19 protein-coding genes are annotated in these 20,470 nt (G+C 75.1%); 5 read left to right on the forward strand and 14 right to left on the reverse strand.

Annotated elements, in window-relative coordinates:
* Positions 1 to 2 precede the first annotated feature (2 nt).
* Complete coding sequence (gene aztC, locus KK617_RS08270) at positions 3 to 950, forward strand: zinc ABC transporter substrate-binding protein AztC (RefSeq protein WP_277499418.1); 948 nt, start codon at positions 3 to 5, stop codon at positions 948 to 950.
* A 35-nt stretch (positions 951 to 985) separates the two neighbouring features.
* A complete protein-coding gene (gene aztD, locus KK617_RS08275) occupies positions 986 to 2,203 on the forward strand; it encodes a zinc metallochaperone AztD (RefSeq protein ID WP_277499419.1) in 1,218 nt (405 codons plus the stop codon).
* 81 nt (positions 2,204 to 2,284) lie between these two features.
* Here the strand turns inward: aztD and KK617_RS08280 are convergent, their stop codons facing one another.
* Positions 2,285 to 3,916 (reverse strand): catalase, encoded by a 1,632-nt coding sequence (locus tag KK617_RS08280; protein WP_277499420.1) that lies wholly within the window; start codon positions 3,914 to 3,916, stop codon positions 2,285 to 2,287.
* Positions 3,913 to 4,383, reverse strand: coding sequence for a Fur family transcriptional regulator (locus KK617_RS08285; protein ID WP_277499422.1), 471 nt, complete (start codon positions 4,381 to 4,383; stop codon positions 3,913 to 3,915). Before KK617_RS08285 ends, KK617_RS08280 begins: the two co-directional genes overlap by 4 nt.
* Before the next feature lie 79 nt (positions 4,384 to 4,462).
* Between KK617_RS08285 and KK617_RS08290 the strand changes: the two genes are divergently transcribed.
* Both KK617_RS08290 and KK617_RS08295 read left to right on the forward strand, forming a co-directional pair.
* A complete protein-coding gene (locus KK617_RS08290) occupies positions 4,463 to 5,212 on the forward strand; it encodes a ZIP family zinc transporter (protein WP_277499423.1) in 750 nt (249 codons plus the stop codon).
* A gap of 42 nt (positions 5,213 to 5,254) precedes the next feature.
* On the forward strand, positions 5,255 to 5,878 hold the full coding sequence (locus tag KK617_RS08295) for a TIGR00730 family Rossman fold protein (RefSeq protein ID WP_277499424.1): 624 nt from the start codon (positions 5,255 to 5,257) through the stop codon (positions 5,876 to 5,878).
* A 15-nt stretch (positions 5,879 to 5,893) separates the two neighbouring features.
* Here the strand turns inward: KK617_RS08295 and KK617_RS08300 are convergent, their stop codons facing one another.
* The 3 genes from KK617_RS08300 to KK617_RS08310 are packed head-to-tail and all read right to left on the reverse strand — an operon-like array spanning position 5,894 to position 8,339.
* The gene (locus tag KK617_RS08300) at positions 5,894 to 7,345 is read right to left on the reverse strand and encodes an MFS transporter (protein WP_277499425.1); all 1,452 of its coding nucleotides are present in this window, start codon (positions 7,343 to 7,345) and stop codon (positions 5,894 to 5,896) included.
* 35 nt (positions 7,346 to 7,380) lie between these two features.
* Positions 7,381 to 7,677, reverse strand: coding sequence for a Dabb family protein (locus KK617_RS08305; RefSeq protein WP_277499426.1), 297 nt, complete (start codon positions 7,675 to 7,677; stop codon positions 7,381 to 7,383).
* Positions 7,678 to 7,694: 17 nt separating this feature from the next.
* Positions 7,695 to 8,339 carry a TetR/AcrR family transcriptional regulator gene (locus KK617_RS08310; protein ID WP_277499427.1) on the reverse strand — a complete coding sequence of 215 codons (645 nt, stop codon included), beginning with the start codon at positions 8,337 to 8,339 and terminating at the stop codon, positions 7,695 to 7,697.
* Positions 8,340 to 8,432: 93 nt separating this feature from the next.
* On the opposite strand from KK617_RS08310, the gene KK617_RS08315 reads away from it, so the two are divergent.
* Positions 8,433 to 9,449, forward strand: coding sequence for an NADP-dependent oxidoreductase (locus tag KK617_RS08315; protein WP_277499428.1), 1,017 nt, complete (start codon positions 8,433 to 8,435; stop codon positions 9,447 to 9,449).
* Positions 9,450 to 9,496: 47 nt separating this feature from the next.
* Here the strand turns inward: KK617_RS08315 and KK617_RS08320 are convergent, their stop codons facing one another.
* From KK617_RS08320 to KK617_RS08360, 9 genes are all read right to left on the reverse strand, one after another.
* Positions 9,497 to 12,826 (reverse strand): error-prone DNA polymerase, encoded by a 3,330-nt coding sequence (locus tag KK617_RS08320; RefSeq protein WP_277499429.1) that lies wholly within the window; start codon positions 12,824 to 12,826, stop codon positions 9,497 to 9,499.
* Between the two features lie 85 nt (positions 12,827 to 12,911).
* Positions 12,912 to 13,526, reverse strand: a complete 615-nt coding sequence (locus KK617_RS08325; protein ID WP_277499430.1) for an NAD(P)H-dependent oxidoreductase — start codon at positions 13,524 to 13,526, stop codon at positions 12,912 to 12,914.
* 35 nt (positions 13,527 to 13,561) lie between these two features.
* Entirely contained in the window at positions 13,562 to 14,554 is a 993-nt protein-coding gene (locus KK617_RS08330) for a D-2-hydroxyacid dehydrogenase family protein (protein WP_277499431.1), read from the reverse strand.
* Positions 14,555 to 14,599: 45 nt separating this feature from the next.
* Entirely contained in the window at positions 14,600 to 16,186 is a 1,587-nt protein-coding gene (locus KK617_RS08335; protein WP_277499432.1) for a DNA polymerase Y family protein, read from the reverse strand.
* Positions 16,186 to 16,860 carry a hypothetical protein gene (locus tag KK617_RS08340; protein ID WP_277499433.1) on the reverse strand — a complete coding sequence of 225 codons (675 nt, stop codon included), beginning with the start codon at positions 16,858 to 16,860 and terminating at the stop codon, positions 16,186 to 16,188. Before KK617_RS08340 ends, KK617_RS08335 begins: the two co-directional genes overlap by 1 nt.
* A 45-nt stretch (positions 16,861 to 16,905) precedes the next feature.
* On the reverse strand, positions 16,906 to 18,012 hold the full coding sequence (locus KK617_RS08345; RefSeq protein ID WP_277499434.1) for a prenyltransferase: 1,107 nt from the start codon (positions 18,010 to 18,012) through the stop codon (positions 16,906 to 16,908).
* The gene (locus KK617_RS08350) at positions 18,012 to 18,725 is read right to left on the reverse strand and encodes a methyltransferase domain-containing protein (protein ID WP_277499435.1); all 714 of its coding nucleotides are present in this window, start codon (positions 18,723 to 18,725) and stop codon (positions 18,012 to 18,014) included. Before KK617_RS08350 ends, KK617_RS08345 begins: the two co-directional genes overlap by 1 nt.
* A gap of 10 nt (positions 18,726 to 18,735) precedes the next feature.
* Positions 18,736 to 19,998 carry a glycosyltransferase family 4 protein gene (locus KK617_RS08355; protein WP_277499436.1) on the reverse strand — a complete coding sequence of 421 codons (1,263 nt, stop codon included), beginning with the start codon at positions 19,996 to 19,998 and terminating at the stop codon, positions 18,736 to 18,738.
* Positions 19,999 to 20,064: 66 nt separating this feature from the next.
* A partial coding sequence (locus KK617_RS08360; RefSeq protein ID WP_277499437.1) for a helix-turn-helix domain-containing protein occupies positions 20,065 to 20,470 on the reverse strand: 406 nt, incomplete at its 5' end.

Genomic DNA, 20,470 nt, shown 5'->3' on the forward strand with positions numbered 1-20,470 from the left:
CCGTGCGCCGTACCCCCGCACCCCGCACCCGCCGGCCCCTGGCCGGGGCCCTGGCGACCGCCGTGACCACCGCCCTGGCGGCCGGCGCCCTGTCGGCGTGCTCGGCCACGGACGACGACCGTCCGCTGGTGGTGGTCTCGACGAACATCCTGGGCGACGTCGTCGACAACCTCGTCGGTGACCAGGTCGAGGTCATGACCCTCATGAAGCCCGACGCCGACCCCCACTCGTTCGAGATCTCGGCGCAGGAGGCGGCCCGCCTCCGTTCGGCCGACCTCGTCGTGTCGAACGGTCTCGGTCTCGAGGAGGGGCTGCAGCAGCACCTCGACGCGGCCGCCGACGAGGACGTCCCCACCTTCGTGGCGGGGGACGTCGTCGAGGTGCTCGAGTACGCCGAGGGCGACGCCGCGGGCACGCCCGACTCGCACTTCTGGACCGACCCCGCCCGGGTGCTCGACGTCGTCGACGCCCTCGGCCCCGTGCTCGCGGACCTCGACGGTGTCGACCCCGACGCCCTCGCGGAGCGCGCCGAGGACTACCGCACCAAGGTCGAGCAGGTCGACGCCGAGATGACGGAGGCGTTCGCGGCCATCCCCGAGGAGCGGCGCGCGCTCGTCACCAACCACCACGTCTTCGGCTACCTCGCGGACCGCTTCGACTTCGAGGTCGTCGGCGCGGTCATCCCCGGCGGCACCACGCTGGCGGCGCCCTCGGCCTCCGACCTCGCCGACCTCGTCGAGGCGGTGGAGGAGACCGGCGTGCCCACCATCTTCGCGGAGTCGTCGTCCCCGGACCGGCTCGTGCAGGCCCTCGCCAGCGAGGCCGACGTGCACGTCGACGTCGTCGAGCTGTTCACCGAGTCGCTCACCGGGCCCGACGGCGGCGCCCCCGACTACCTCACCATGATGCGCGTCAACACCGAGCGCATCGCCACCGGGCTCTCCGCGTGAGCGCCCACCCCCACCCTGGAAAGAGAGAGATGACGATGCGCACTCCCCGCCCGTTCCGCCTCGGCACGGCGGCCCTCGCCCTCGGCGCGGTCGCGAGCCTCGCGGCCTGCTCCTCCGGCGACGCCGCCGACGACTCCGGCAGCGACGCCGCCGGCTCGTCCTCGTCCGGACCGGCGGCCGGTCCCCGGCTCGCCGTCTCCTACGAGGGCGGCATCCTCGTGCTCGACGGCACCTCGCTCGACACGCTCGCCGACCTGCCCTCGGAGGAGTTCACCCGGCTCAACCAGGCCGGTGACGACCGGAACGTGATGGTCACGGTGAGCGACGGCTTCCAGGTGCTCGACACCGGCGCCGGCACCACCGAGGAGCCGGAGCTCACCGACCGCCTCTTCGAGGCCGACACCCCCGGCCACGTCGTGCGCCACGCCGGCAAGACGATCCTGTACGCCGACGGCACCAGCGACACCACCATCTTCGACACCGCGGACCTGGCGGCGACCGAGGACCTGCCGGAGCACGAGACCGTCGAGGGCGTCGAGGCCCACCACGGCGTCTCGGTCGTGCTCGAGGACGGCACCTTCCTCACGACCGTCGGCAACGCGGACGGCCGCAACGGCGTCGTGGTGAAGGACGCCTCCGGCGCGGTCGTCGCGCAGAGCGACCAGTGCCCGGGCGTGCACGGCGAGGGCACCGCGCAGGGCGAGGCCGTGGTCTTCGGCTGCGAGGACGGCGCGCTGCTGTACGTCGACGGCGAGCTCACGAAGCTGGCCGCGCCGGACCAGCCCTACGGCCGCATGGGCAACGCGTACGTGAGCGAGACCAGCCCGCTCGTCGTGGGCGACTACAAGACCGACCCCGACGCCGAGGGCTACCTGCTCGGTGCCGTGACCCTCATCGACACCGAGGCGGGCACCCTCGAGGTGGTCGACCTGCCCGAGGGCGTGGAGTACACCTTCCGCGACGTGGCCCGCGGCCCGGACGACCTGGCCTACGTCCTGGCCACGGACGGCTCGATCCACGTGCTCGACCCGGCCACCGGCGAGCTCACCGAGTCCTTCCCCGTGATCGAGGCCTGGGAGGGCCCGGCCGACTGGCAGGACCCGCACCCCGCGATCGTCGTGTCGGGTGACACCGGCTACGTCACCGAGCCGGCCACGAACGAGGTGCACGCCGTCGACCTCACGACCGGCGAGGTGCTGGCCAGCACGGAGCTCGAGGCCACGCCGAACGAGCTCGCGCCCGCCGCCGGCTGAGACCCGCCGTACGACGCAGCGACGCCCCGGCCTGCCGAGCAGGCCGGGGCGTCGCCGTACCCCGAGGGGTGGTCCGGGCCCTCAGCCCGCGAGGACCACCCGCTCGTTGGGGACGCAGTGCGTCATCGTGTGGCCCTCGACGTCCCGGGGGCCGTTCTTCCCGAGGTTCGCGGCGCGCTGCTGCTCCTCCTCGGACAACGTCTGCGTCGCCAGTGGCTCGAGGTGGCGGACGTCGTCGGCCGTGATGCCGAGGCCCTCGCCGACGCGCTGGCCGAGCTCGTCCTCGCAGAGGAAGAAGTGCCAGACCATGCGCTCCTGCACCTCACGGGTCGCCTCCCCGATGTTGGCCACCAGGTTGGCGACGAGGTCGTCGCGCTCCCAGTCCTCCAGCAGCCGGAACCGCTCGCCCGCCTGCGCGTAGTCGTTCGTCCGCGGGATCCGGGCACCGGTCAGCCGGCCACCCAGCTCGGGCCCGACCTCGGCGGGGCCGGGCCGCGGGGCCTCCTGCACGCCGCCGGTCGTCGACGGCTCGTAGTTGACGTGCGGGTTCTGGCCCTCCGCGAGGTCCACGCCGTACGACATCTGCCCGCCGCGCTGGTTCGTCGCGACCGAGGCGTTCTTGGCCTGGTTCACGGGCAGCTGCAGGTAGTTCGGACCGACCCGGTAGCGCTGCGTGTCGCTGTAGGAGAACGTGCGCCCCACGAGCATCTTGTCGTCGGAGAACTCCAGCCCGTCGACGAGCACGCCGGTGCCGAAGGCGATCTGCTCGTTCTCGTTGTGAAAGTCCGCCACGTTGCGGTCCAGGGTCATCGTGCCGACCAGCCTCGGCTCGAAGACCTCCTCCGGCCACACCTTGGTGTCGTCGAGCGGGTCGAAGTCCAGCTCCGGGTGGTCGTGGTCCTCCATGAGCTGCACGTAGAGGTCCCACTGGGGGAACTCGCCGCGCTCGATGGCCTCGTACAGGTCCTTCGACGCGTGACCGAGCTCGGTCGCCTGGATCGCGGCGGCGTCGGCCTCGGTCAGCGACTTCACGCCCTGACGCGGCAGCCAGTGGTACTTGACCAGGTGGGAGACGCCCTCGGCGTTGACCCAGCGGTAGGTGTTGACCCCGAAGCCCTGCTGGTGGCGGTAGTCCGCCGGGATGCCCCGCGGGCTGAACAGGTTGACGAGCATGTGCATCGACTCGGGCGTCTGGCTCATGAAGTCGAAGATCCGCGCCGGCTCCTGGCGGAACGTGACCGGGTCCGGCTTCAGCGAGTGGATGACGTCGGGGAACTTGATGGCGTCACGGATGAAGAAGACGCCCAGGTTGTTGCCGACAAGGTCCCAGTTGCCGTCCTCGGTGTAGAACTTCACGGCGAACCCGCGCGGGTCGCGCGCCGCCTCGGAGGAGTCCCGACCCCCGATGACGGTCGAGAACCGCACGGCCACGTCGGTCGTCTTTCCGGCCTCGGCGAACAGCTTCGCCCGGGTGTAGGTCGCGATCGGCTCGTCGCCCCACTGCCCCGTCGCCTCGAAGGTGCCGTAGGCCACGGCGCCCCGCGCGTGCACGACCCGCTCGGGGATGCGCTCGCGGTCGAAGTGGCTCACCTTCTCGAGGAAGTGGTAGTTCTCCAGCGTCGCCGGGCCGCGGGGGCCCACCGTGCGGGTGTTCTGGTTGTCGTAGACCGGGTGGCCCTGCCGGGTCGTCAGGTGACGGTCGGGTGCGGTCATCGCGTTGTCCTCTCCTCGGGTACGGCGTGGTCCACGGCGCCTGCCTCGTCCGTGCAGGAGCCGCAGCGGCCCCAGAACACGATCTCGGCCTCGTCCACCGTGAAGTCGTGACCACCGGCCGGCGTCAGGCAGGGCGCCGAGCCGACCGGGCAGTCGACGTCGACGGTCCGGCCGCACGAGCGGCAGACCAGGTGGTGGTGGTTGTCGTCGACGCGGGCCTCGTAGCGCGCCGGGAAGCCGGGGATCTCGACCCGGCGGACCAGCCCGCCCTCGGCGAGCGCGTCGACGCAGTCGTAGACGGTCTGCGTCGACGTGCGCGGGCGTAGCGCCCGCGCCTCCTCGGCCAGCTCGGCCACGGCGAGGTGACGCCCGGCGTCCGTGGCGCGGTCGAGGGCGGCGAGCACCGCGAGCCGCGGGCCCGTGACCCGCAGCCCCGCGCGCTTCAGTCGTCCCGCGTCGTCGCCCACGTCCGTCCGGGTACCCGAGGTCGGGGGTGGCATGCGCCCTCGGTCCGGGTGCGACCAGCGCCCGGGGCATGATGGGCGGGTGCCCGAGTGGATGCAGGCCGGCCTGTGGGGGCTGGTGTCCGGAGGGGCGCTCGTCGTGGGCGCCGCGATCGCCTGGTTCGTGCGCGTCCCGCGCCTCGTCATCGCCGCGATCATGGCGTTCGGCGCCGGCGTGCTCGTCTCGGCGCTGTCGTTCGAGCTCGTCGACGAGGCGGAGCGGACGGGCGGGCTCGGCGCCACGGTCGTCGGCCTGCTGGTGGGCGCGGGCGCCTACGTCGCGGCCAACGTCGCCCTGGCCCGCCGGGGCGCGCGGCACCGGAAGCGGTCGGGCGACCAGCAGCCCAGCGAGGGGCAGGTGAGCGGCAGCGGCGCGGCCATCGCGATCGGCGCCCTGCTCGACGGCGTCCCGGAGTCCACGGTCCTCGGCCTGTCGCTCACCGGGGGCGAGGGGGTCGGGCTCGCGGTGCTCGCCGCCATCCTGCTCTCCAACCTGCCCGAGGGTCTCTCGAGCGCCGCCGGCATGAAGCGCAGCGGGCGCAGCGCCGCCTTCGTCTTCGGCGTGTGGTCGGCCATCGCGGTCGCCAGCGGGATCGCCGGCCTGCTGGGGTACGTCGTGTTCGCCGGCGCCCCGGGCGGCACGGTCGCCGTCATCACCGCGCTCGCGGCGGGCGCCATCCTCGCCATGGTGGTCGACACGATGGTGCCCGAGGCGTTCGAGGAGACCGGCCTCTACAACGGCGCGCTGTGCGTGCTCGGCTTCATCAGCGCCTTCGCCATCAGTCGCGGCTGAGCCCTGCGACGGGCCGCTGGGACGGGCGGATACCGTCCTCGCGTGACCGTCCAGCCTGCCGCCGCACCCCGCCCGCTCTCGGCCGTCGCCGTGTTCTGCGGCTCGTCCTACGGGGACTCCCCCGCCTTCGCCGACGCGGCCCGCCTCGTCGGGCGCACGCTCGCGGAGCGCGGCACCACCCTCGTGTACGGCGGGGGCCGCGTCGGGCTCATGGGCACGGTCGCCGACGCTGCGCTCGCGGCCGGCGGCGAGGTGGTGGGCGTGATCCCCCGCGCGCTCGACGAGCGCGAGCTCACCCACACCGGGTGCACCGAGCTGGTGGTGGTCGAGTCGATGCACGAGCGCAAGGCGCTGATGGCCGAGCGCGCCGACGCCTTCCTCACCCTGCCCGGCGGGGCGGGCACGCTGGAGGAGGTCGCGGAGCAGTGGACGTGGGCGCAGCTGTCCATCCACCACAAGCGCAGCGGGTTCCTCGACGTCGACGGTTTCTGGGCCCCGCTGCGGGACATGCGCGACCGGATGGTCGAGCGCGGTTTCGTGCGTCCCGAGCAGGGCGGGATCGTGACCTTCGACGACGACCTCGACCGGCTGCTCGCCACGCTCGCCTCGCCGCCGACATGGACCGACAAGTGGGGCCGGCGCGACGCCGTACCCCCGCCGGTCTGAGGCTCCCGGGCGCGGTCAGCCGCGGACGAGCGGCTGCGACTCGCGCCGCCACGACCACGTCGCGGCCGCGAGGGCCGCGGCCAGCAGCACGACCGACACCCCGATGCCCCACCGCAGGGCGGCGTCGGGGTCGCCCAGGGCGTCGACCGCCAGCTGGTAGGCCGTCATGACGACCGCCGCGCCGATGGCCGCGCCGATGCGCTGCCCGGTCTGCAGCGCGCCGCCGGCGGCGCCGCCCATGCGGGTGGGCACGTCGGCGAGCGAGAGGGTCATGTTGGGCGAGACGACCGCGCCACCGCCGGCCCCCGCGACGAGCAGCGGCACCGACAGCACGAGCCACAGCGGCGCGCCCTGCAGCGGTACGGCGAGCGCGAGCACGACGAGGCCCGTCATCAGCACGACGAGCGCCACGACGGTCAGCACGCGCCCGACGCGGTCCACGACCCGCCCGGCGAGCGGCGAGGCGACGGCCGAGCCGACGGCGAAGGGGCACAGCAGCAGACCGGCCTCGAGGGCGGAGAGGTCACGGCCCTCCTGGAGGAAGACGCTCAGCACGAGGAACACGCCGGTGAACCCGGTGAAGTACAGCGTCCCGATGGTCACGCCGCTCGCGTAGCCGGGCGTGCGCACGAGCAGGCTCACGTCGAGCAGCGGCGCCCCGCCCCGCGCCACGACCCGCCGCTCCCAGCGCACGAAGGCGACGGCGAGCCCGGGCACCAGCACGAGGAGCACGAGCGGCAGCAGCGCCCCGCCCTCGAGGCTGATCACGGGGACGAGGACGGCCAGGACGGTGGCGCCCAGCAGCAGGGCGCCGACGAGGTCGAGGTGCACGCTCTCCCCCGCGGCGGCCGGGTCGCGGCCCGGCACCATCCGCAGGATCGGCACGACGAGCAGCAGCCCGATGGGCACGTTGACGAGGAAGATCCAGCGCCACCCGTCCTGCTCCCCCGCGAGCGCGATGAGGAGGCCGCCGAGGACCGGGCCGAGCGCCGAGGAGACGGAGACGACGAGACCGAAGGTGCCGAACGCGACGCCGCGCTCGTGGCCCCGGAACAGCGTCTGGATGAGCCCGGAGTTCTGGGGCGTCAGCAGGCCGGCGGAGGCGCCCTGCACCAGGCGGGCCACGATCAGCCACGTCGCGTCGGGGGCGAGCCCGGCCGCCGCGCTGGAGGCGATGAAGCCCAGCAGGCCGGCCACCATGAGGCGGCGCCGGCCGAACGCGTCGCCCAGGCGCCCGCCGGTGACGAGGGTGAGGCCGAACGCGAGCGCGTAGCCCGACACGACCCACTGGATGGTGCCCGGCCCGGTGTCGAGGCCGGCGCTCATCGACGGGATCGCGACGTTCACGATCGTCACGTCGAGCAGCACCATGAACCCGACCACGAGGCTCACGCCGAGGATCCGCCAGCGCCGCGGGTCCGGCTCGTACGACGCGGTCTCCTCGGTCTCCTGCGTCGTCCCGGTCACCTCGACACGCTAGCCACCGGCCGCAACGGCGCTCCTCAGCCGGGGAGCCGGAACTGCACCTGCTGCATGCTGCGCGAGATGGGCACGAGGAGCTCGCGCCGGACGCGGTCGTGCTCGGGGTCGCGGTCGAAGCGCACGAGGTCGGCCTCGCTCGCCACGTCGACGGTGATCGCGTACGACGCGTTGCCCTGCCGCAGGCCGAGGTCGCGCCCGGCGACCACGCGCGCGTCGAGCCCGGTGACCGCCAGTCCCCGCACCGCCGCGAGGGCCGCGTCGAGGCGCTCGGTCGTCACTCCGGGCTTGAGGACGCCGAGCACCACGTTGCGGATCATGGGTTCCAGTGTGCGGGTCAGGTCCCCACGGGACCGTCGACCAGCACGAGGGCCGCGTCGAGGGAGCGCAGCGCCTCGCCCCGGTCGATCCGCACGAGGGCAAGTGCAGCGAGGACGAGGGCGCTGACGGCGTCGGCGACGGCGCCGCGCCAGGCCGCCGACCGACCGCCGCCCGAGGCCTCGGGGGCGGGGTCGGCGGGGTCGGGCGAGGTGCCGTGGGCGGGGTCGCGGGCGTCGACCCCCCGGCCGATCGCCCGGCGCAGCTCGGCGCGGTAGTCGGCGACGGCCGCGCGGACCACGTCGTCGCGCCCGATGGGGGCGCCGGCGGCGCTCATGAGCAGGCACCCGTGCCGCGCGGAGGTCGTGCGCTCGTCGGCCAGCACGGCGCGCAGGCCGGTCAGGTACGCCGCGAGCGCGCCGGGGTCGACCTCGTCGGCGAGCAGCGGCGCGAGCCGGGGGCGGACGACCTCGTCGAGGTAGCTGGCCACCGCCCGCTCGAAGAGGCCCTGCTTGCTGCCGAACGTGTTGTAGATGCTGGAGCGCGACAGGCCGGTCGCCCGCTCCAGCGCCGGCAGGGCCGCGCTCTCGAAGCCGTCGCGCCAGAACACCTCCCGGGCGGCGCGCACGGCGGCCCCGGTGTCGAACGCCTGGGTCCGGGCCACGACGCACCTCCTCGACGACTTGCGGTCCTCCTGTTCGAGCCTATTCTGGATCGACCGGTCCAACAAGCGCCCGAACCGCTCGAGAGGAGCACCGTGGTCCCCACCACCAGCACCCAGGTCCAGCTCGTCCGCCGCCCCACGGGGTGGCCGGAGCCCGACGACTTCCGCACGGTGGAGGTCGAGCTGCCCGACCTCGAGCCCGGCGAGGTGCGCGTCGCCAACGCGTTCGTCTCCGTCGACCCCTACATGCGCGGGCGGATGAACGAGGGCAAGAGCTACATCCCGCCCTTCGTGCTCGGCGAGACGATGACGGGCGGCGCGGTCGGCCGCGTGGTCGCGTCCCGCGACGACGCCCTGGCGGTCGGTACGCCGGTGCTCCACGACCTCGGGTGGCGCGACGTCGCCCAGGGCCCGGTCCGGGCGTTCCGCCCGGTGCGCGAGGTCCCGGGGGCGCCGCTCTCGCTGCACCTCGGCATCCTCGGGATGACGGGGCTGACGGCGTACGTCGGGCTGACCCGCATCGCCGGCCTGCGCGAGGGCGACACCGTCTTCGTCTCCGGCGCCGCCGGCGCCGTGGGCACCGCCGTGGGGCAGGTCGCGCGGCTGCTGGGCGCGGGGCGCGTCGTCGGCTCGGCGGGCTCCCCGGAGAAGGTCGCCCTGCTCCGCGACAAGTACGGCTACGACGCCGCCTTCGACTACAAGGCCGGGCCGGTGCGCGACCAGCTCGCCGAGGCCGCGCCCGACGGGGTCGACCTCTACTTCGACAACGTCGGTGGCGAGCACCTCGAGGCCGCGCTGGGCGCCATGAACCGCGGCGGGCGGATGGCGCTGTGCGGCGCGATCGCCGCGTACAACGCCGACGCCCCCGTGCCGGGCCCCCGCAACATGTTCCGGATCATCACCCAGGGCCTCACCCTGCGCGGCTTCACGCTCGGCGACCACCGCGACCTCGCGGGCGAGTTCGGCGAGCGGATGGCCGGCTGGTTCGCCGACGGGCGGATCGCGTACGACGAGACCGTCGTCGACGGCGTCGAGAACGCGGTCGAGGCGCTGCTGACCATGATGCGCGGCGGCAACGTCGGCAAGATGGTCGTCCGCACCGGCGACTGAGGCGGCCGCAGGCCCGTCCGCTGCGACCGTCCCACCCGCAGGACGGCTCAGCGGAAGTCGCGGGACCGGGCGCGGGACTGCAGCACCTCCCCCGCGCCCGGCACCACCGTGTCGATGGCCTCGAGCCGGTCGGCGACGAGGTTCGTCACCCCGTCGCTGCGCTCGAGGATCCCCCGGACGACGACGGCCACCCGGTTGCGCGCCACGTGCCGGTGGCGGGCGAACACCCCCACCGAGCAGACGACGTTGAGCATCCCCGTCTCGTCCTCGAGGTTGAGGAACGTCGTGCCCTGCGCCGTGCCGGGCCGCTGCCGGTGGGTCACGAGGCCGGCGACGTGCACCCGCCGGTTGGCCTCCGTGTGCTCGAGGTCGGCCACCGAGCGCACCCCCGCCTCCCGCAGCAGCCCCCGCAGGTGCTCGACGGGGTGGTGCTCCGGGGAGATGCGGGTCGCCCACAGGTCCGCCAGCGTCTCCTCGACCTCCGCCATCGCCGGCAGCGTCGGCGGCGCGGGAGCCGGTGTCGTGCCGGGCAGGTGCTCGGCGCTCTCGGCGTACCCCGCGCTCCACAGCGCCTCGCGCCGCTCGAGCCCGAAGCAGCCCAGCGCGCCGGCCGTGGCGAGCGCCTCGAGCTGCGGCGTCGTCAGGGCCGCGCGCCGCGACAGGTCGGTGACGCTCTCGTACGGCGCGCGCTCCCGCTCGGCGACGATGCGCCGGGCCACGTCCAGCCCGATGCCCTGCACGCCGTCGAGCCCGAGGCGGACGGCGAGCTCCCCGTCGTACCGGTGCTCGACCTGCTCGGGGAACCGGGTGGGCGGCGCCGTGCCCGCCTCGAGCGGCTCGAGGTCGGCCTGGGCCGAGGAGCGGGCCACGTCGGGACGCAGCACCCGCACCCCGTGGCGCCGGGCGTCGCCGACGAGCGACTGCGGGGAGTAGAACCCCATCGGCTGGTTGCGCAGCAGGCCGGCGAGGAAGGCCGCCGGGTAGTGCAGCTTGAACCACGACGAGTAGTAGACGAGCAGCGCGAAGCTGAGCGCGTGGGACTCCGCGAAACCGAAGTTCGCGAACGACAGGATCTGCAGGTAGATCCCCTCGGCCCGCTCCCCGGTGATGCCGCGGCGCTCCATGCCGGCGAAGAGCTTCTCCTTCACCGACTCGATGCGCTCCACGCCCCGCTTGGAGCCCATGGCGCGGCGCAGCAGGTCGGCGTCGTCGCGGGTGCAGTCGCCGATCGCGACCGCCATCGCCATGAGCTGCTCCTGGAACAGCGGCACGCCGAGGGTGCGCTCGAGCACGGGCTCGAGGTCGGGGTGCTCGTAGCGGATCGGCTCCTTGCCCGTGGCCCGGCGCACGTAGGGGTGCACGGCGCCGCCCTGGATGGGTCCGGGGCGGATGAGGGCGATCTCGATGGCCAGGTCGTAGAAGCAGCGCGGCTGCAGCCGCGGGAGCGTGCCGATCTGCGCGCGGCTCTCGACCTGGAAGACGCCGATCGAGTCGGCGCGGCAGAGCATGTCGTAGACGGACGGCTCCTCGCGGGGCACCGTGTCCATCCGCCACCGCACGCCGAGGTGCTGCTCGACCAGCCGCATCATGTGGTCGAGCGCGCCGAGCATGCCGAGGCCCAGCAGGTCGAACTTGACCAGGCCCATCGTCTCGCAGGCGTCCTTGTCCCACTGCAGCACCGTGCGCCGGTCCATCCGGGCCCGCTCGATGGGCACGACCTCCCCGATGGGCCGCTCGGTGAGCACCATGCCGCCCGAGTGGATGCCCAGGTGGCGCGGCGCCCCGACCAGCTGCTCGGCGAGGTCGAGCACCGGGCCGGGGATGTCGAGGCTGCGGTCGATCTCGCGGCCCCAGCCGTCGACCTGCTTGCTCCACGCGTCCTGCTGGCCCGTCGAGTGGCCGAGGGCCTTCGCGGCGTCGCGCACCGCCATCCGGGGGCGGTAGGTGATGACGTTGGCGACCTGGGCGGCGTTGCGCCGCCCGTAGGTGTCGTAGACCCACTGGATCACCTCCTCGCGCCGGTCGGAGTCGATGTCGACGTCGATGTCGGGCTCCTCGTCGCGGTGCTCGGAGATGAACCGCTCGAACGGCAGGCGGTAGTAGACGGCGTCCACGGCGGTGATGCCCAGGGCGTAGCAGACCGCGGAGCTCGCCGCCGACCCGCGGCCCTGGCAGAGGATGTCCTGGCTGCGGGCGAAGGCGACGATGTCGTGCACGATCACGAAGTAGCCCGCGAAGTTCTTGCGCTCGATGACGTCCAGCTCCCGCTCGATCCGCGGGGCGGCCTCGGCCTCGTTCTCGGTGCCGGCGTAGCGCTCCGCGAACCCGCGGCGCACCAGCTCGCGCAGCCAGCTCGTCGCCGTGTGCCCGGGCGGGATGTTGCGCGTCGGCAGCTCGGGCGAGGCCTTGCGCAGGTCGAAGGCCAGCTCGTCGGCGAGCTGCACGCTGCGGGCGACCGCTCCGTCGTACCGGCCCAGGAGGCGGGTCATCTCCACCCCGCTGCGCAGGTACGCCGACGGGCCGGGCGGCAGCCAGCCGTCCATGTCCGTGAGGCTGCGGCGGGCGCGCACGGCGGCCATGGCCGTGGCCAGCCGGTGCTCGGACGGCGTCGCGTGGTGGACGTTGCCCGTCGCGACCACCGGGAGCCCGCGGTCGGCGGCGATGCCGGCCAGCACGTCGTTGGCCTCGGTGTCGCCCGGGCGGCGGTGGTGGGTGAGCTCCACGACGACGTGCTCCGCCCCGAACCGGTCGACGAGGTCGTCGAGCGCCGCGGCCGCGGCGGCCGGGCCGCCGTGGGCGAGCGCCGCCCGGACGGCGCCCTTGCGGCAGCCGGTCAGCACCAGCCAGTGGCCCCGGCCGCGGTCGACGAGCTCGTCGACGTCGTGGACCGGCCGGCCCTTCTCGTCGCCGCGCAGGTGCGCCTCCGTCATCGCGCCCGCGAGCCGGTGGTAGCCCTCGACCCCGCGCGCCAGCACGAGCAGGTGGTGACCCTCCGGGTCGGGCACGCCGTTCTGCGGACCGGACAGGCCGAGGGAGAGCTCCGCGCCGTACACCGTGCGCAGCGGCTGGCCCTGGGCCGCCTCGGCGAGCATCGGCGCGCCGTGGAAGCCGTCGTGGTCGGTGAGCGCCAGCCCGTGCAGGCCGAGGCGCACCGCCTCGGCGACCAGCGCGTCGGGGGCGCTCGCCCCGTCGAGGAAGCTGTAGTGGCTGTGGCAGTGCAACTCGGCGTAGGGCACGCCCCCCGCGGACCCGGTGGCCGGCGGGATGGCGACGGGCGCGCGCTTGCGGCGCGACACCGGCGCGTCGTCGGCGCCGGGGCGCCCCGACAGACGGCGCTCCAGCTCGCTCCACGGCACCGCCGGGTTGTTCCATCCCACGCACCCACCGTATCGAACACGTGTTCGATGTGCGAGCGGCGTTCCCCGGCTTCCCGGAACGTCGGGCGGGGCCGGCAGGGTCGGGCTACCCCGCGATCGTCGTCGTCCTGGCGGCGCCGGTGATCGCAGCGACCACGGAGGCGACGGCGGTCTCGACGGCGGCGCCGACGGCCTCGCGGTCGGTGGACTCGGAGTCGTGGACGAAGGCGCGGGCCCCGCGGCGCATGCCGCAGAAGTCGACGATGCCCTCCTCGACCTGCGTGGTGAACGCCCGGTCGTAGCCGTGCCGGGCGAAGGACGCCGCGGAGGTCCCCGAGAGCGGCAGCAGGTGGAGCGTGAGCCGGTCGAGCCACGGGACGACGCGGTCCTCGTCGTCGAAGCCGAACGCCCACCCGCCCACGAACACGCGGTCGATCCAGCCCTTGAGCAGCGCCGGCAGCGACCACCAGTAGACCGGGAAGACGAGCACGAGGTGGTCGGCCGTGTCGATCCTCGCCTGCTCCGCCGCGACGGCGGGGTCGGTCAGCGTCCGCTCGAGGTAGTCCCGCCGGTCGCCGGCCGCGAACCGCGGGTCGAACCCCTCCTGGGCCAGGTGGGCCGGCGTCGTCCGGTCGGCCCCGAGCTCCTCCTGCAGCCGTCGGGCCGCGTGGTGGGTGAGCGAGCCGGTGTCCGGGTGGGCGGTGACGATCAGGGTGCGCACGCCCCCATCCTCCCGGCCTGCGCCCGTCGCGACCATCAGGCCCCCGGGGCGGACACGACGACCCGCACCGGCCGGCCCGCGGCGAACGCCAGCACCTGCTCGACGGCCGCGCCGTACAGGCTCTCGAGCACCTCGGTGACGACGTAGCCCAGGTGCGGGGTGGCGGTGACGCCCGGCAGCCGCAGCAGCGGGTCGCCCTCGGCGGGCTCGACGTCGAACACGTCGACGGCCGCACGTCCCGGCCGTCCGGCGGCGACGGCCGCGGCGAGCGCCCCGGGCGCGACGAGCCCCGCCCGCGAGGTGTTGACGAAGAGGGCGTCGGGCCGCATCCGGCCCAGCAGGTCGGCGGTGACGACGCCCCGCGTGGCCGGCACCAGCGGCAGGTGCACCGTGAGGACGTCGCTGGTCGCGAACAGCTCGGCCCGGTCCGCAGCGACCTCGTGCCCGGCCGCGAGCGCCCGCGCCCGGGAGCCCTCCCGCCCGTCGACGAGGACCCGCATGCCGAACGCGCGCCCGACGTCGGCCACCCGCGTGCCGATGCGCCCCAGCCCGAGCACGCCGAGGGTGCGGCCCCGCAGCAGGGTGCCGACCGATCCCTGCCACCCGCCGGAGCGCAGCCGCGCGACCTCCTCGGGGACCCGGCGGCTCGCCGCCAGCACGAGCGCCCACGTCAGCTCGACCGTCGCGGCCGGGTCACCCGCGCCGCCGGCGGACACGGCGATCCCCCGCTCGCGGCAGGCGTCGAGGTCGAGGTGGTCGGTGTGCCGGCCCGTCTGGCTGACGAGGCGCACCGTGTCCAGCCGCTCGACCACGGCCCGTGGCAGCGCGGTGCGCTGCTGCAGCAGGACGACGGCGTCGAAGCCGTCGAGCCGCGCGACCAGCCGGTCGCCGGTCACGGCGTCGGGGAAGGTGACCACCTCGTGCTCGGGGGCGTCGAGCAGCGGCCGCGCCGCCGCCAGCCCGGCGAACGCGCCCTGGTGGTCGTCGAGCACCGCGACCCGCACGGTCGACCTCCGTCCGTCCGCCACCGGCGGTGGCCCTCCCGGCGAGCATGCCACCCGCGCCCGCGTCGCTCAGTCGTAACCGGCCTCGACCCACCAGGCGCCGTCGACGCACGCCATCAGCCAGGCGCGACCGTCGACGCCGACCACCTGGAAGCGGGCCGCGCGCCGCACGGGCGAGCCCGTCTCCTCCCACCACGCCTCGTCGACCGGCCACGGGCCGGCCCAGGCGTCGACCGGCAGCCAGCCCGCGTCGGGCACCCGGACCGTGGTCGGCTCCCCCGTCACCCAGCCGCGCTCGTCCACGCGCACCGGCACCCCGGAGGCGTCGTGGACCTCGCCGGGCAGCGGCTCGGCGAAGACCCGGGCGGGCGCCGGCCCCGGGATGCGGCCCGGCCACGGTCGGTCGACGGCCCGCAGCCCGACGGGCCGCTCCCCCCACGGCACGACGGCCTGGCGCGCCGCCGGCCCCCGTCCTCCCTGCGCCACCGGAACCAGCACCGCGTCGTACCCCAGCATCGCCTGCACCCGTGCCATCCCTCTCCCCACCAGCTCGTCCGCCCCACCGCCCCACAACGCCTCCGCGTGGGCCGCCGCCGGCTCGGCCGTCTCCGGCACGAACCGCACCCGTGTCACCGGCTCCAGCACCGGTCCCGCCGCCCGCCGGCTGCGCACCGACCCCTGCGACTGGCCCTGGAGCTGCCAGTGCACCCGGTCCACCAGGTCGCGGGCCGAGAAGTGCCGGGGGTGCAGCCAGCTGCGCGCGGAGACCACGACGTCCTCCCCGTGCGCGCCCGCGCACGACGCCTCGACCCGCACGGCGGTGGCGACGAGCTGGCGCTCCGCGAGACCGGCCACGAACCGCTCCGCGGTGGTGCGCACGCTGAAGCAGATCGCCTCCACCGACTCCAGCGGCGGCTCGAAGGGCACCTCGCGGGCCAGCTCGGGCGGCGGCGTGCGTGCCGCCAGCGCCACCTCGCCCTCGCCCCGTACCCGCCGGTGGACCTCCGCCCCGTAGGTGCCGAAGCGACGACCGACGTCGGCCGCCGGCAGCGCCCCGAGGTCGCCGAGGGTGCGCAGCCCCAGCCGCCGCAGCAGCGAGACCAGCTCCTCCGCCGCCGGGTCCGCCAGCAGCGCGTCGACCGGCAGGCCCCGCAGGAACACGGCCGACTCCCCCGGCCCCACGACGACGTGCTCCTGCACCCCCGCGCGGCGCGCGGCCTGCTCGGCGGTGAAGAGGTCGTCGGCGACGCCCATCCGCACGTCCCACACCCCGGCGCCCACGAGGGTCTCGGCGAGCAGGGCCGCCGCGTGCGGCTCGCCCCCGCCGTACCGCCCCGGCGCCCGCAGGGCCAGCAGCCCGGGCCGCAGCGGCGCGACCCCGGGGCGCACCTCCTCGACGACCCCGAGCACGGTCTCGAACGCCCGGGCGTCGCGCTCGGGGTTCGCGTCGAGCAGCACGAGCTCGGGGCAGCGCGACTGCGCGTCGCGGCGCCGCATCCCCCGCCGCACGCCCTCGTCGCGGGCCGGGCCGTTGCAGACCTCCACCACGTTGCGCGACAGCACCGCCGCCGGCGCGCCGAGGGACAGCTCCTCCTCGGCGAGCGCCGCGACCACCGACCAGTCCGGGCACCAGACGACGAGCACGCGGCCGGCCACTAGCCGACCCTCCCCACGGCCCGTCCGACACCCTCCAGGCGGGCGGCCCCACCCTGCTCGGCCGGGAAGCGGAGGTCGGCGTGGCGCGGCGGCGCCGCCCCCCGTCGTACGGCGACGCGCACCCACCGCTCCCGCAGCCGGCCCTCGCCCCGCTCGGCCCCCGTCCAGCGCACGCGCTCGACGCTCAGGCGGGCCTCGCAGCGCGGCCAGTCGCCCCACACCACGAGCGCCGCGGAGCGCTTGCGCAGCCGGGCCTCCAGGACGCTCGCCGACTTCGGGTCGACGACGCCCCGGGGACGCAGCACGACGAGCCGCACGACGTCGACGAGCGCCGCCGTGGCCTCGAGCCACAGGTCGCCCGGGTCGGGCACGAGCACCGTGCGCGCCGGGTCGAGCCCGAGGTCGAGGGCCGCCTCGACCCCGAGGTCGGGCCAGCCGACGACGGCGACCCACTCACCGGCGGCCGAGGCCCCCGCGACGAGGGCGAGCGCGAGCCGCGCCGAGTCCACCCCGTAGGCGCCCCCGGCCCGCAGCTGGAGCAGCTCGGCGAGCGCCGGGTGGGTGGGCAGCGGGAGCCGCGTGGGCCCGCCCTGCATCGCCGTCACCCGGTCGCGGAGCTGGGCGACCACACCCAGGTCCACCCCGTCGGGAGCGGGGACGGGGAGCGCGGTCATGACGTCGATGATCGAACATTTGTTCGAACGACGCAAGGCGCCAGGTCAGCAGCCGCAGCCGCCCGCGACCTCGTCCGGCTCGGGCCCGAAGGTCGCCCCGACCATGATGTCGGCGCCCGGGGTCGTGCCGCTCAGCTGGTCGGCGGCGAGCACCACCGCGGCCGCCGTGTAGGTCGTCAGCTCGCGCGGCCAGAGCACCTCGTCGGGCCACACGTAGCCCGTGAAGTAGCCCCCCGACGCCTCGTCGCGCAGGAACTGCACGTCGGTGAACAGCCCCGCGGCTCGCTCGTCGCCCACCGCGTCGAGCGCCATGACCAGCTCGCAGGTCTCCGCGCCCGTCACCCACGGGTTCGTGTCGACGCAGCGGATCCCGAGGCCGGGCACGACGAAGTCGTCCCAGCGCCGCGCCAGCAGCGCGTGCGCCTCCTCGCCGCGGACGGCGCCGCCGAGCACGGGGTAGTACCAGTCCATCGAGAACGTCGCCTTGTCGAGGAACGCCTCGGGGTGGCGGCGCACCGCGTGGCGCAGCCGGGCCGCCGCGCGCTCCCACGCGGGCTGCGGCTCCCCCACCAGGCCCGCGAGCGCCAGGCCCGCCCGCAGGGAGTGGTAGGTGCTCGCGGACCCCGTCAGCAGGGCCTCCTCGCGCACGGGCCCGGGCGCGCCGTCGACCCACTCCTGCAGCCACGCGACGCCGCCGGAGGGCAGCTGCAGGCGCACGACGAAGTCGAGGGCGGCGCGCACCATCGGCCAGCAGCGGTCCACGAACCCGCGCTCGCGCCGTACCAGCCAGTGGTGCCACACGCCGACCGCGACGTACGCCGACATGTTCGTCTCGCCGCCGTCGTCCTCGACCCGGTCGCCGACGACCTTGACCGGCCAGCTGCCGTCGGCGCGCTGGTTCGCGCGGCACCACGCGTACGCCCGCTCGGCCGCCTCGACCTCGCCGCCCACGAGGAGCGCCATCGCGGCCTCCACGTGGTTCCACGCGTCGGTCTTGTCGCCGGTCGTCCACGGGATCGCGCCGTCGGGGTGCTGCATCCCGGCGATCGACGCCGCGGTCCGGGCGACCTGCTCGGCACTCAGCACCCCCGCCACGGCAGGCACGACCCCCGCCCGCGGCTCGAGGAGCGGGGCGGGTCGACCCAGGGCCATCAGGCCGGCTTGCGGAAGTAGAGCACCAGGCTCTTGCCCACCAGCGGGTCGAGCACCCGGCCGGCCAGGCGCAGCGCGAGCGGCTGCTTCATGATCTCCCACACCAGCAGGCGGTGGTACGCCTTCGCGAGCGGGTGGTCGTCGTTGCGCACGCCGACGGCGCACTTGATCCACCAGTACGGCGTGTGCAGCCCGTGCGCGTGGTCCTTGCCGACGAGCTCGAGGCCGGCGTTGGTCACCTTGGTCGCCAGCTCCTTGTCGGTGTAGATCCGGATGTGGCCGCCGGGGACGTCGTGGTACTCCTCCGAGAGCTTCCAGTTCACGACCTCGGGGAACCAGCGCGGCACCGAGACCGCCAGGGTGCCGCCGGGGCGCAGGACGCGCACCAGCTCCTCGATCGCCTGGATGTCGGCGGGGATGTGCTCGAGCACCTCCGCGGCCACGACGCGGTCGAACTCGCCGTCGCCGAAGGGCAGGGCGAGCGCGTCGCCCTCCTTCGTGTCGGCCTCCGCGCCGGCCGGCACCTCGCCGGCCTCCTTCATCGCGCCGAACAGGTCCCGCACGCCGGCGAGCTCGTCGGCGTCCTGGTCGAACGCCACGACGTCGGCGCCCCGGCGGTACATCTCGAAGGCGTGGCGGCCGGCGCCGCAGCCCATGTCCAGCACCCGCTCGCCGGGCTGGAGGCCCAGCCGGTCGAAGTCGACGGTCAGCATGTCCGCTCCCTCACTCGTTCCCACGACGCCGGGACGCGGCCTGCGCGCGCGTCACCTCGATGACGTCCTCGTACGCCTGCGCGGTGGCCCGGGCCACCGCCCGCCAGCTGAACTCGGCGAGCACCCGCTCGCGGCCCGCCCGGCCCATGCGCTCGCGCCGCTCCGGGTCGTCGAGCAGCGCCGCGATGGCGTGCTCGAGCTGCCCGACGTCGCCCGGGTCGACCAGGTCGGCGCACAGCCCGTCCGGGCCGGTCACCTCGGGGATCGCGCCGGCCCGGGAGGCCACCAGCGGCGTCGCGCAGGCCATCAGCTCGGCGGTCGGCAGCGAGAAGCCCTCGTAGAGCGACGGCACGCACGCCAGCTCGGCGGAGCCCATGACCCGCACCAGCTCCTCGTCGCTGACGCCGTGCACGAAGGTCACCGCGTCGGCGATGCCCAGCTCGTCGACCAGCTGCTCGGTGCGCCCGCCCGGCTGCGGCTTCGTGACGAGCACGAGCTCCAGGTCGCGCTCGGTGCGCAGCTTGGCGAAGGCCTCGAGCAGCGTGCCGATGCCCTTGAGCGGCGCGTCGGCGCTGGCCATCGCGACGATGCGGCCCGGCACGCGCGGCTCGGTGGGCGGCACGAAGACGTCGTCGACGCCCAGCAGGATGACGCGCAGGCGCTCGGGGTCGACACCGAAGTCGGTGATGATGTCGCGCTTGGACGACTCCGAGGGCGTCAGCACGAGCGTCGCCCTCCGCGCCACCCGCCCCTGCATCCGCAGGAAGCCGTACCAGCGGCGCAGCGACAGCTTCTTGCGCCACGTCGTCGCGGCGGCCAGGTCGATGCGCCGGTCGAAGGTGATGGGGTGGTGCAGCGTGGTGACGACCGGCATCCCGTCGGCGGCGAGGTCGAGGATCCCGTAGCCCAGCACCTGGTTGTCGTGCACGACGTCGAACTCGTCGGCGCGCTCGCGCAGGATGCGGCGCACCCGCTCGGCGAACGTGCGGGGCTCCGGGAAGCCCGCCGTCCACATCGTCAGGACCTCGCGCACGTCGGTCAGGTCGCGGATCTCGCCGAGACCGGGCGTGCGGAACGGGTCGGGCTCGCGGTAGAGGTCGAGGCTCGGCACGGGCGTGAGCCGCACCCCGGGGTCGAGCTCGGGGTAGGGCTGGCCGGAGAACACCTCGACCTCGTGGCCCAGCGCGACGAGCTCGCGGCTGAGGTGGCGGACGTAGACGCCCTGCCCGCCGCAGTGCGGCTTGCTGCGGTAGGACAGCAGTGCGACGCGCATCCACGCACCTCTCGGCTCGGTCGGGCCGCCCGGGGCGGGGGCACCGGGCCGAACGTTACCCGCGGGTCAGTCCGCGCGCGGGTGGTCCCCCTCGGCCGGGATGAGCGCGTACGCCTGGCCCTCCACGCTGCGGATCCACTCGCCGCCGGAACCGCTCGCCTTGCGCAGCTTGCGGCGCAGGTTGCCGACGTGGACGTCGAGCAGGAAGTGCGACTCGCCGAACTCCTCCGTCCACACCGCGTGCACCAGCTCGCGCCTGCCCCACGCCCGGCCGGGCTCCCGGGCCAGCGTGGCGAGGATCGTGACCTCGACGCCGGTCAGCGGCAGCGGTGCGCCCCCGAGCAGCGCGACGTCGCGCGCGGGGATGACGATGAGCCCGCGCCCGGCGTCGACCACCTCGGGCGCGGCGGGCGTGGCCGGGGCGGGTACGCCGGCACCCGCCGCGGACGCCCCGGCCGGTGCGGCGGGCGCG

The sequence above is a fragment of the Nocardioides sp. ChNu-99 genome (assembly GCF_029493445.1).
GTDB lineage: Bacteria > Actinomycetota > Actinomycetes > Propionibacteriales > Nocardioidaceae > Nocardioides.